The organism is Dyella dinghuensis (assembly GCF_003977615.1).
GTDB classification, from domain to species: Bacteria; Pseudomonadota; Gammaproteobacteria; order Xanthomonadales; family Rhodanobacteraceae; genus Dyella_B; species Dyella_B dinghuensis.
This window is the reverse complement of the sequence record NZ_RYZR01000007.1, coordinates 502,622-515,095: the sequence shown is the minus strand read 5'-3', so window position 1 is coordinate 515,095 and position 12,474 is coordinate 502,622. Positions and strand designations below refer to the sequence as shown.

4 protein-coding genes are annotated in these 12,474 nt (G+C 58.2%); 1 reads left to right on the top strand and 3 read right to left on the bottom strand.

Features of this window, described 5'->3' with window-relative positions:
• Window positions 1-36: 36 nt before the first annotated feature.
• On the top strand, window positions 37-2,118 hold the full coding sequence (locus tag EKH79_RS15965) for a M13 family metallopeptidase (protein ID WP_126674813.1): 2,082 nt from the start codon (window positions 37-39) through the stop codon (window positions 2,116-2,118).
• 88 nt (window positions 2,119-2,206) lie between these two features.
• On the opposite strand, the gene EKH79_RS15960 is transcribed toward EKH79_RS15965, so the two are convergent.
• The 3 genes from EKH79_RS15960 to murD form a co-directional block, all read right to left on the bottom strand.
• Entirely contained in the window at window positions 2,207-6,838 is a 4,632-nt protein-coding gene (locus EKH79_RS15960; protein WP_126674812.1) for an autotransporter-associated beta strand repeat-containing protein, read from the bottom strand.
• Window positions 6,839-7,100: 262 nt separating this feature from the next.
• The gene (locus EKH79_RS15955; protein ID WP_158621272.1) at window positions 7,101-10,526 is read right to left on the bottom strand and encodes an autotransporter outer membrane beta-barrel domain-containing protein; all 3,426 of its coding nucleotides are present in this window, start codon (window positions 10,524-10,526) and stop codon (window positions 7,101-7,103) included.
• A 589-nt stretch (window positions 10,527-11,115) separates the two neighbouring features.
• Complete coding sequence (murD, locus tag EKH79_RS15950; RefSeq protein ID WP_126674810.1) at window positions 11,116-12,474, bottom strand: UDP-N-acetylmuramoyl-L-alanine--D-glutamate ligase; 1,359 nt, start codon at window positions 12,472-12,474, stop codon at window positions 11,116-11,118.

Sequence of the window (12,474 nt, the reverse complement as noted above, 5' to 3'; positions counted from 1 at the left end):
TCTTGGAGAACTCACTCCACAGATAAGGGGATTGCCATGCAGCGATTTCGATCAATTTTTACTGCGGCGGCTTTGAGCGGTGCCACGGTTCTGATGGCAATGCCCGCCATGGCGGCCAGCCCCGCGACAAATGCCGGCAACTCGAACATCGGCATTGATCTTGCCGGCATCGATCAATCGATTCACCCGGGCAACGATTTCTTCGGTTACGCCAATGGCACTTGGCTGAAGACTGCGCAGATTCCGGCAGACCGCTCCAGTACTGGCAGCTTTCTCCTCGTCTATCAGATCGCCGAAAAGCGCACGTCCGACCTTATCCAGAGTCTCGCCAAGTCCAACGCGGCCGCCGGTTCGAATTCTCGCAAGATTGCGGACTATTACGCCGCTTTCATGGACGAAGCGAACATTGAGAAGCTTGGGCTCGCACCGCTGAAAGCCGAGCTCGATCAAATCGACGCCATCAAGACCCGCGATGACCTCTCCCGCGTACTGGGCAGCCAGATGCGCGCCGATGTGGACCCCATCAACTCGACGAATTTCCACACCGAAAATCTTTTTGGTGCGTTCGTGACACAGGGTCTCGAAGACACCTCGCATTCGATGGTGTACCTGATGCAGGGTGGCCTGGCCATGCCGAGCCGCGACTACTACGTGTCGCAGGATCCGCAAATGGTGGCGGCGCTCGCGAAGTATCAAACCTATGTGGCATCGCTGTTGAAACTCGCCGGCACACCCGATGCCGATGCGCAGGCGAAGTCCATCGTCGCGCTGGAAACGAAGATCGCGCAAGCGCAGGAAAGCCTCGTCGACAGTCAGGACGTGCACAAAGCCAACAACGTGTGGAGCATGAGCGACTTCGCTCAGAAAGCGCCAGGCATCAATTGGACGGCGTATTTCAAGGCGGCAGGCCTGAGCGATCAGCAGCATATTGATGCATGGCAGCCATCAGCGACTACAGCGATCTCCGCCCTCGTCGCGAGCGAGCCGGTCGAAACATGGAAGCAGCTTTTGCGTTATCACGCCATCGACGGTGCAGCACCGATGCTGCCGAAAGCCTACGTCGATCTCAATTTTAACTTCTACGGCACCACGCTGCAGGGAACGCCGCAACAGCAGGAGCGCTGGAAGCGTGCCGTTGTGTTGACGAATGCAGACCTCGGCGATGCCGTCGGCCAGCTTTACGTCAAGCAGTATTTCCCTGCTTCCGCAAAAGCTCGTGTGCAGACGATGGTGAAAAACATCCTCGCCGCCTTTGACGAACGGCTGACGACGCTTGCATGGATGACGCCGGCGACGCGCGCCAAGGCAAAAGAAAAAATCGCCACCTTGCGCGTAGGTGTGGGTTATCCGGAAAAGTGGCGTGACTACAGCACGTTGGTCGTGAAAGCGGATGATCCGCTCGGCAACCATCTGCGTGCCGAGCGACTGGAATATCAGCATCAGATCGCCAAGCTCCATCAGCCGGTCGATCGCGGCGAGTGGTGGATGACGCCGCAAACGGTGAATGCCGTGAATCTGCCGCTGCAAAATGCGTTGAACTTCCCGGCCGCCATTTTGCAACCGCCCTTCTTTGATCCAAAAGCAGATGACGCCGCCAACTACGGTGCTATTGGCGCGGTAATCGGCCACGAAATCAGCCATAGCTTCGACAACACCGGCGCCGATTTCGATGCGCAAGGCAAGCTGGAAAACTGGTGGACACCGCAGGATGCAGCGCACTTCCAGGCGGCGACGCAGAAGCTGGTTCAGCAGTACAACCAGTACGAAGCGCTACCGGGTCTGCATGTGAACGGCCAACAGACGTTGGGCGAAAATATCGCCGATCTGTCCGGCATCACGGTGTCTTTCGCTGCTTATCACAAGTCACTCGGTGGCAAGCCGGCGCCGGTTATCGACAATCTCACGGGCGACCAGCGGTTCTTCCTGGCGTTCGGTCAGGCGTGGCGCTACAAGATTCGCGACGCAGCGCTTCGTCAACGACTGTCCGTCGATGTGCACGCGCCGGCCAACTTCCGCGCGCAGACGGTGCGCAATCTTGATGGCTGGTATGACGCGTTCAGCGTCAAGCCTGATGAGAAATTGTATCTGGCGCCGGATGATCGCGTGAAGATCTGGTAAGCGCTTAGCGATTGCAACAAGAAGGCCGCACTCTTGCGAGTGCGGCCTTTTTTATTTCAAGCATTGGAATGGAATGTTGCGCGTTAGCTCACCAGGTATAACGCAGACCTACTTGCCCATTGAACCCTTCGCGCTGTGCATTGGTGCCATTGCCAAGCTGGTGCTCGTAACCGATCGAACCGTAGGCAATCAGCCTGGACAGCAACTTGGCCGTGACACCACCTTCCAACTCGGCACGCGTGGCTTGCGGCACCAACGGCGCCGTGTCGAAGTTGTTCGCGGTCGCACCAAACACCGTGGCGCTACGTCCGCCCCAATCACGCCAGAAGTTGGTCGTGACATACGGCGACCACACTTGTCCGCCTTCGGTGGTGATTTGCCATTTACCGCGCAACCCCAAACGGCCGGTCGTACCGTAGGTGCTACCGAGCTGGATTTCGCCTGCGCTATCGTGCGTGGGACCAAAGTCGGTGTGCTGCCAGATCGCCTGCGCCTGCGGCTCCAGCACAAAGCTCGAACCCAGCTGCGGCAACGCGAAGGGATAACCGAATTCCAGCGAACCGATGACACCGGTGCCCTTGGTCGACAACGTGTCGTATTGCGTAGTGGTGCGGCCGTTGTAGCTGGTGAATTGCGTTACCGCATCCAGATACCAACCGCTGATGCCGTAGTGAGTGAAGTACGCGCCAGCCGAGGTGGCATGCATGTCGACCGTACCGGTCGCCACACGCACATAGTCGAGGTTGGCAACATCGGCAATCAGACCACGCACGCTCATGTCGGCGTTGCTATAGCTCACGTAACCGCCGAAGCGATCGGCCAAACCCGGGAAGGCCTGACCTTGCCAGATATCCGCACCCACCTGCATGCCGGACAGTTCACCTCGCACGCTTGGCGCGGCGAATTCGCGGTAGGTGTTGTCCATGCTGCCGCCGAGCACACGTGCCCACGCGGACGGACCGGGATCGGTCGCTGCACCAGCCGATGCCATCAACGCGCTGTCACCGATGCGCTGATCCATCGTACCGAGCGTGAACAAGCCTAGATTGACGGCGACAGGTTGCACCGAACCATAGGTGGCGACTTCGGGTCCGATGATGGGATACGTACCCGGCGGCAACGAAGCCGGCGGGGGATCGGGCGGCAACACTGGCACGCCCGGCAACGGTTTGGGCGTCGGGCCGGGGCCTGGCACTACGAAGTCGTTTCGCAGATACCAGCTATTGGGATCGGTACCGTCCTGCGCACCGCGGGCCAGATCATAGTCGAGCGCACCACCGCGATCTTCGCCCGCTAGCTGGAACGCGTTTGACGTTGTGGTGGCGCCATTGACGGCCGACACGACAAGAATGCCGTTGCCGGTGGTTTCACCGCCGCTGGTGTTGGTGTTGTGCACGACCACACTCGTGCTGCCTGTCGCCGCGCCGCCATTGATCACCAATTGATCTGACGGCGAACCATCGGCGCCCAAGAACGTGTTGAGTTCCAACACGCCGTTGTTACCCACGTAATTCCCGTGAACGGTCAACGCACCGTAGTTGGTATCGCCCGCGATAGCGTGTCCGGGCCAGATCGTGCCCTGATTGGTGACGTTGCCGTAGACATCGCCGAAGCCGGACAGCGTACCGTTTGCGCCGACGGTACTGGCCGATTGGATGGAACCATCCAGTTCCAACACACCACCCGACACGTTAGTAGGACCCGTGTAGGTCTGTGCATTTTGCAGTGTCAGCGTGCCCGGGCCGAGTTGCGTGAGACCACCGCTGCCGCTGACGATATTGCTATAGCTGATGTCGTCGGAACGATTGAACACCAGCGTGCCGTTGTCGGTGACATTGCCGACAATGCTGCCGCTGGTACTGCCATTGCCAAGTTGCAGCGTGCCCGCACTGATGGTCGTGCCGCCGCTGTAGGTGTTGTCGCTGGTGAGGATCGTGGTGCCGCTACCGATCTGGCTCAGTGCGCCACTGCCGGAGATCACACCAGGCAAGGTCACTGTGCTGCTGTTGTCGACTACGAGCGATGTATTGTTTACTACAGGACCGACGATGCTGCCGGTAGCTCCGCCGTTACCCAATTGCAACGCACCCGCACTGACCGTGGTACCGCCGCTGTAGGTGTTGTCGCCGGTGAGGATGGTCGTGCCACTACCGATCTGAGTCAGTGCACCGGTACCGGAGATCACACCGGGCAAGGTCACCGTGCTGCTGTTGTCGACCACTAGCGAGCTGTTGTCGACGACAGGACCAACGATGCTGCCGGTGGCGCCGCCGTTGCCCAGCTGCAACGTACCCGTGCTGATCGTTGTGCCGCCGCTGTAGGTGTTGTCGCTGGTGAGGATGGTGGTGCCGCTACCAATCTGACTAAGTGCGCCAGTACCCGAGACGGTACCGGCGAAGGTGACATTATCCGTGCGATCAAACGCCAACGTGCCATTGTCGGTGACATCACCAACGATGCTGCCACTGGTGCCACCATTGCCGAGCTGCAACGTGCCCGCAGTAATCGTGGTTCCACCGACATAGGTGTTATCGGCGGCAAGAATAGTGGTGCCGCTGCCCATTTGCGTGAGCGCACCGCTGCCGGAAATCACACCAGGCAAAGTCACCGTCCCACTGTTATCGATAGCCAACGCCGCATTGTCGGTGACATCGCCCACGATGCTGCCGCTAGCGCCACCATTGCCTAACTGCAATGTACCGGCACTGATTTTGGTGCCTCCGGTGTAGGTGTCATTGGCAGTGAGAATGGTGGTGCCGCTGCCTATCTGCGCGAGCGTACCGCTGCCGGAGATCACACCAGGCAACGTCACCATGCCGCTATTGTCGATAGCAAGCGCCGCATTGTCCGTGACAGCGCCGACAATGCTGCCCGTGGTACCGCCGTTGCCGAGTTGCAACGTGCCCGCGCTAATCGTGGTGCCGCCGGTATAGGTATTGTCGGCGGTAAGAATGGTGGTGCCACTACCCATTTGCGTGAGCGTACCGCTGCCGGAGATCACACCGGGCAAGGTCACCGCACCGCTGTTGTCGACCACCAGTGCTGCGTTGTCAGTGACATCACCGACAATGCTGCCTGTCGTGCCGCCATTACCAAGTTGCAAGGTACCCGCATTGATGATGGTGCCACCGGTGTAAGTGTTATCAGCGGCCAATGTCAACGTGCCCACACCTTGCTTGATCAACTCGCCACCGCTCAAGGCTGTGTTGAAGGTAACGTTGTTGCCATTCGTATCGAATATCGCGCCATTGACACCTAAAGGAGCCAACTGTGCAGATATATCCGACGTGTTGCCGCTGGCCCACTGCAAACCACCGCCGTTAAGCGTGATTTTGCCTGTACTCAAATTGGACAGAGTAGAAAAGTTGATCAACCCGTCGGTCGCCGTCGTGCCGCCGGTATACGTGTTGGTGCCTGTAAGCGCGAGTATGCCCGCACCGGTCTTGGTAAACCCGCCTGCACCACCCAGCACCGAACTGACGGTGGCCGTAGCGCCAACGCCTTCGACGTCGAATGCCTGATCGCCACCACCTGCCAGAGTGATCGTTGGGATGGACACTGTCATGTCATCGCCGCTGGCATAGTTGCCGAGCGTACCGCCGTTCCAGTTGAGCGCGCGCGTACCGTTTGTGCCCGCACCCGATTGGATAGTCTGCGCCAGCAAGGCACCACCGCTATTCAAGTTGACCACGGCACTGAACACGTTGTTTGAAGTACTACCACCAACGTTGTCACCCATGATCATGGTTTGCGTACTAACAGTGCCCCCATTTATCGTCAACGTGCCATTTGCAGGGCCCGCACCGCTCGTGCCAGTGCGCTGGCCCAAGGTGATCGTAGTGGCGTCAAGCGTGCCTGCCGACATGATCAACGTGCCCGTGCCCGCCGTCGAAGTATTACCTCCTTCTTGTCCAATAAGCAGATTCGTCACCAATGCATTGAGCGATCCTCCGGAGAGATCCACAGTGCTTGTTGCCGCGACGTAATTGCTGGCCTGATTCGTACCGATATTCCAATTGCTCACCGGGCTCGTACCATCAGTGCCACGAACCACCAATGTTCCACCCGTGATGCCGGTGTTGAAGGCCATCGTTGCCGTGTTCTGGTCATTACCGATCATGATCGTATCGGCATTGATGGTATTGCTCTGCCCTAGGTAAAGGGTGCCTGTATTCCTACTATTAGATGCACTGACGCTTCGAGTCACGTCCGCCACACCAAACGAGGATGCTGTGATGACGTTACTACCTGCGGCCAATGTCAACGTACCCGTAGCGCTTCCCGCCGAGCCACCGGTTATCTGTCCACCAGCACTGAATGCTTGTGTTGGGTTGTCGAAGACAAAATTAGTCAAGCCGGACATATTCAGAGACTGGGTTTGGTTGACCGCTGTCCCTCCGATTGCAAATTTGCTCGTTGCACCCGAATTAGTAAGCGTGTAACCGGAACCGGTAATCGTGCCGTTAGTCACGCCGTTGGCAACGGTAATTGCCGAAACGGTTTGATCTCCGCTGAGCGAATAGCTCGGGCTTGCAGTCGTTAGACTAATGGTTTGCGCATGCACCTGACCGAACGTTGCACTGAAGCCGAGCGCCATCAAGCTTGCGCACAGTGGCAACATACGGAGGCTGCCATGATGGATAGCAGCACTCACGTTGCTATTGGCCTTAGCCGCACTCGCTTCACGAGTGGCTTTTATCCAGCTGCGGGTTCTTTGCATGGCACATCTCCGAATTCGTTGCAGTGTTCGACCCTTCTTGTCGTGCCATCTCTAATGGCAACGCGAAAGCACACGGCACAAACCAGGACTCTCGAAGAGGGCAAGCGTAGGAAGCAGACCCTCTAGGTTATGGCGACCCTAACCGCTTAAATATCGGACTAGGCCTAAAAATAGGTGCGCCATCACCATACAAAAACACCACAACTTGCTACGGTTTATTCCATGACCGTTTCGGACAAAGCACGTTTGCGTCGCCTTCTTGCTACCACGTGTAACGCAGCCCCGCATCGGCGTTGAAGCCTTCGCGCCGGGCATTCGTCGAAGTCCCCAACTCGTGCTCGTAACCCAACGAGCTGTATACGCTTAGCCGTGCTAAAAGCTTGCCTGTGACGCCGCCAGCGAGTTCTGCTCGGTTTGCTTGTGGCAGGAGCGGTGCAGTGCTCGCGCTACTCGATGAATCACCAAACACCGTCGTGCTACGGCCGCCCCAATCGCGCCAGAAGTTCACAGCCGCATACGGCTCCCACAACTGTCCGTTCGAATTTGTCAGTTGCCATTTGCCGCGTACGCCGATTCGCCCTGTGCTGCCGTGGGTGCTACCCAATGCAACATCTCCGACGCCATCGTTGTTGGGACTGAACGAGGTGTGTTGCCAGATGGCCTGAACTTGGGGCTCCAACGCAAAGCTTGCACCCAGCTGCGGCAGCGCGATGGGATAACCGAATTCCAGCGAACCGACGAAACCTACACCGTTCGTGTTCAGGCGAGCGTCTTGCGTGGTGGCAGCACCGTTGTAAGTGCTGGCTTGCACAACACCATCGAGATACCAGCCGCTGATGCCGTAGTGCGTCCAGTAGGCACCAGCCGAGGTTGCACGCAGCGTCAATGTACCGGTGTGCTGCATGGCGTAATTGGTCGCTTCTGCATTCGTCACCAGGCCGCGCACATTGATGTCCGCCTCACCATAAGACACGTAGCCACCGAAGCGATCTATGCTTTCCGGGAACAGCTGGCCTTGCCAGACATCCACGCCCGTCTGGAACCCATACAGATTGCCGTTCGCCTGCGGCGCGGCGAAAGCGCGATAGCTGTTATCGATATTGGTGGCGAACAAACGTCCCCACGCTGACGGACCATGATCGGTATCGCCTGTCGACGATGCCAACCATGCACTATCACCGATGCGTTGATCCATCGTACCCAGCGTGACGATGCCCAACTCGCGCGCCACGGGTTGCACGACACCGTACGTTGCCACGTCAGGCCCGATGATCGGGTATACACCGGGCGGTAGCGGCTCTGGCGGCGGATCGGGCGGAAGAATCGGATCGGGTGGCTGCGGAGGTTCCGGCGGTACCGGCGGCTCTGGTGGTTCGGGCGGCACGGTGAATTCGTTGCGCAAGTACCAGCTGTCTGGACTTGTTCCATCCACGCTGCCGCGGAACAGACGGTAGTCGAGCGCACCGCTGCGTGTTTCGGAAACCAGGTTGAAAGCACCGGCCGTCGTGGTGGCGCCATTGATCGCCGATACCACCAGAATGCCGTCGCCGCTGGTTTCACCACTCCCCTTCGCGGTGTTGTGAACGATCACGCCGGTGTTACCGGTGACTGCACCGCCATCGATCGCGAGCACATCCGAGGGCGAGCCGTCCCCGCCGAGGTAGGTGTTGAGTTCGAGCAAACCGCCCTGCCCGACGTAGCTGCCGTGGATGGTCAGCGTGCCATAGTTCGTATCGCCAACGATCGCGTTGCCCGGCCACACCGTGCCTTGGTTGATCACATTACCGTGGAGGTCGCCGAAACCCGACAATGTGGCGCCCGATGCGACCGTTGTCGTGTCCGACTGAATCGAGCCGTCGACAGCGAGCACGCCACTCAAGACATTGGTTGGACCTGTGTACGTTTGCGCGCCATCCAGTTGCAGCGTGCCAGGGCCCATCTGATTGAGACCACCGCTACCACTGATGATGTTGGAATACACCACGGTGTCGGAGCGATTGAACGCCAAGATGGCGTTGTCGGCAATGTCGCCAAGCACGCTTCCCGCGGTGTTGCCGTTGCCCAACTGCAACGTTCCAGCCTTGATAGACGTGCCACCGGTATACGTGTTGTCGCTGGTGAGAGTGGTGCTGCCGGTGCCTATCTGCGCCAGGTTGCCGGTACCGGAAATCACCCCAGGCAACGTCACGGTGTCGGACCGGTTGATACTCAGCGTACCGTTGTCCACGACGTTGCCGGCGACGCTACCGCTGTTCCCGCCATTGCCTAATTGCAAGGTGCCCGCACTGATCGTCGTCTCACCCGTGTAAGTATTGTCGGCCGTTAAAATCGTGGTGCCCGAACCTAACTGCGACACGCCGCCGGTACCGGAAATCGAGCCATTAAACGTCGCTGCGTTAGAGAGATTGAAAGCGAGCATGCCATTGTCGGCGACATTGCCCTCGATGCTCCCCGATGTACCGCCAGCGCCGATCTGCACTGTGCCCGCATTGATCTGCGTACCGCCGTCGTACGTGTTAGCACCGGTCAACGTCAACGTACCCGCACCTTGCTTGATCAACACACCGCCTGCACCAGAGAGCGCACCGGCAAGCGTCACATCATTGCCATTCGTATCGAACGTCGCACCGTTCGCGCCCAAAGGATTCAGCTGCGCGGAGACATCAGCCGTATTACCGGTTGCCCATTGCAAGCCACCACCGTTGAGCGTGATGCTGCCGGTGCCAAAATTGGACAAGGAAGAAAAATTAATCAGGCCGCCAGTTACCGTAGTTCCGCCCGTATAGGTGTTGTTGCCGGTCAGGGTTAACGTAGCGGGACCGCTTTGGGTAAAAGCAATGCTGCCCGCGATGGTGCCTGCATAAAGCGAATCGGTAGTGGTGTTAACGCTGAACGACTCACCCGACGCGTTGCCAGTGATGGACGAACCGGTCACGCCAGTCAGGTTGCCGATGTTCATCGCGGTGTTTGCACCACTGATCGTCACTTTGGAAGATGCAGCATTCAGCGCCAACGTGGCCGCTGGATTGTTCCATGTTGCATTAACCTCTACGAACGAATTGGCACCCACATTCACGCCACTGATCGAATCAAGACCGTCGGCTACTTGGTTGACCAGCGTCGAACCGGTAAGACTGACGCTACCAGTGCCTAGCGCGTTGACCGCATTTGCGACGAGGCCTGCCTCACGATTGGCGTTTGAATTGGCGGCCGTTACGTTCCAATTACCCGTGTAGGGATTGTTGGCGCTGCTGACCGTCATGTATTTTTCAAGCACGCCATTCTGACCATTCGCTTGAAAGATCAGATTGATGTTGGCTCCGCCGCTAAGCACGGAGTTGGGTGCCAGAACCAGGCCGACGACGTAGCCAGCAGCGTTGTTGTTGTTCACTAGGGTCACACTGCCTGAGCTCGCTAAATTCAGCCCTGTCTGCAGTGTGTAAATAATCGAACCGACCCCCGTGCTAAGTGTCAGGCTACTACCGCTCTGCAGCGTCAACCCTGAAATTGTGTAATTTCCGTGTGATGTCGTACTGGCGTTGCTGCTTCGCAATTGCAGCGTGCCACCCGACTGAACAGTCAACGAATCGCCGCCGAATGTGTAATTGAGCGTTGTCGCATTACCAACCGGCGGGGTATTCACCACAAACCCACTGCCGATGACGTAGTTGTTGCCAGCACTCGGCACGGCCCCATTACTCCAGGTGGTACCAACATTCGATTGGCCACTGGCTACCGCACTCACGGTTTGCGCGTGCGCCGAATGCCCAAAAATGCCGAACGCAATCGCTGCATAAATGCATGAGAGGTTAAAAAGCCGGAGCGTCGAATCGGCACGCTTACGTCGATTGCGATACGTAGCTGTCAAACTTTGATCGCCAGGCGTTCGCTCCAGAAAGAAGCATTGACGAACGCCGTCATTCGGGAAATCAGATATCCGGGCGCCAAATGTCATTTGGCGCGGACATCCAAGGCCATCGCGGACAGCAGAACATCCGCGGTACAGATCCGCTTCTTTCTGCATACCAAAGACTCCATTCAAGCTGTAACCCAAAAATTCCTTTTCCCCGAGACATGGACGCCCGTCATGGACGTTCCCTGAAGCGCAAGCCGGGTTATCGAATGCAAGAAATCAGGTCGATGCTGGGCGCATATTACGCGCTAAAGATTTTTTTGCGCATGCGCACGTGTTAACGACACGTGAAAAGACACGGCGCGTATCGTGCACCTTAGACAAGGCTACCGCCACCTATTGCCATGGAACGCCGAGGTGATCTTCAGGCTATGCCCAATCCGCCGATGCCTGTCATTGTTTTGGCATCAAATCCGGCCATCTCGGCGAAGCGCTGGCCGCGCTCCGCGTAATCGTGGAATTGATCGAAACTGGGTGCACCCGGGGACAGCAGCACGACACCGCCGCTTGGCGTGATGATGCGTGCCATGTCGATGGCGTCGGTGAGGTTGTCGACATCGCCCAGCGGAATCTCAGATTTTGCCGCACGCAACGCGAATGCAATGCGCGGACCGTTGGCGCCTTGCGTCACGATGCGCAACCCTTTACGTGTAGCGACATCCTTTACGAACGGCGACCAGTCCAGACCGCGATCATGGCCACCGACGATGACGGTGACTTCGCGATCGCGCAGGCTGTCGAGCGCAGCAATCGTTGCCTGCGGCGTGGTGCTGATGGAATCGTTGATCCATTGCAGGCCGCCGCTTTCGCCCAGCGGTTGCAAGCGATGCGGCAGCGGTTGAAAAACTGACAACGACGGAGCCGCTGCAACGGCATCGAAACCCATAGCTTCCAACGCTGCTAGCGCGGCGCAGGCATTCAAGGCGTTGTGCAGCCCAGGCACGGGTAATTGATTCAATGCGAATACGTCTGCTTCGCCGCGACGAATGAATCCTTCCGCCACATGCCATCCATCTCGCTGCCCGAACAGGATGCGATGAGGATGCGCTGCGGTTTTTTCAAGCAAGGAGGCTTGCTCTGCATTCACCAGCAACTGACGCGCCGCATCGGCAAGCTTGAGTTTGTCGGCGACATAGCGTTCGCGCGAACCATGCCAGTCGAGATGCTCTTCATACAAGCTGGTGATGACACCCAGCTCTAACGCACCAGCTTCGCCGGTTTGAAAACTGGACAGCTCGATCGCCCACAAATCCGCGTGCTGATCAAGCAACTCAAGCAGCGGCAATCCGATATTGCCTGCCAGCGCGGTGCGGATACCCAATGCACGGGCAAGGTGCGCCAGCAAGGCCGTGGTGGTGCTTTTGCCTTTGGTGCCTGTTACGGCAACCACGCGTGCCTGCGGATTTTCCGCGAACCACAACGCCGTGCCAGAAGTGAAGCGCGTGCCTTGCGCTTGAGCGGTGATGATCGCCGGCTTGTAAGCCGAAATACCGGGCGACTTCACGACCAGGTCGTAAGCGCTGAGTGCCACGGCATCCGGTTCGTTTGCGTAGACACGCAACGCTGAGTCGAATGCTTGCGCGTCAGCGAGTTCTGCTTCGGCACAATAAAGTGCAAGCGTCAACCCAGGAAGGCGCTGGCGCAACGCGCGGATTGCCGCGCGGCCTTCGCGACCGAATCCCCAGATCGCAACGCGTTGTCCGGCAAGGTCTTCGATGCGCAT

Bases quoted from the DNA above. Each gene is read 5' to 3' on its own strand.
- EKH79_RS15965 (WP_126674813.1), top strand. From the start codon at position 37: ATGCAGCGATTTCGATCAATTTTTACTGCGGCGGCTTTGAGCGGTGCC.
- EKH79_RS15960 (WP_126674812.1), bottom strand. From the start codon at position 6,838: ATGCAAAGAACCCGCAGCTGGATAAAAGCCACTCGTGAAGCGAGTGCG.
- murD (WP_126674810.1), bottom strand. From the start codon at position 12,474: ATGCGCATCGAAGACCTTGCCGGACAACGCGTTGCGATCTGGGGATTC.